Below are 292 nucleotides of genomic sequence, written 5' to 3' on the forward strand. Positions count from 1 at the left end.
TGGCAGCAGGGCGAGTATTCCTGGTCGATGGCAGCTACGTACACGAAGGGCTTGAACGTGGAGGCGGGCTGGCGTTTGCCCTGCTTCACGTGGTCGTCTTTGATGTACTTAAAGTTGGTACCCCCCAGCCAGGCCTTCACCTGCCCGTTGAGCGGGTTCATGGCCATAAAGCCAGCGTGCAGCAGGCGCTTGTAGTAGGCCAGGGAGTCCATCGGCGACATCAGCACCTCTTTCTCGCCCCCGTGCCAGGTAAACACCTTCATGCGGTACTTCTTGTTCAGGTAGTACTTCA

At 57.9% G+C, this 292-nt stretch carries 1 protein-coding gene; it reads right to left on the bottom strand.

Annotated elements, in window-relative coordinates; all coding sequences use genetic code 11:
* The coding region (locus EJV47_RS27785; protein ID WP_341539284.1) for a penicillin-binding transpeptidase domain-containing protein at nt 1-292 on the bottom strand (292 nt) is incomplete at both ends.

The sequence above is a fragment of the Hymenobacter gummosus genome (assembly GCF_003970915.1).
Classification (GTDB): Bacteria; Bacteroidota; Bacteroidia; order Cytophagales; family Hymenobacteraceae; genus Solirubrum; species Solirubrum gummosum.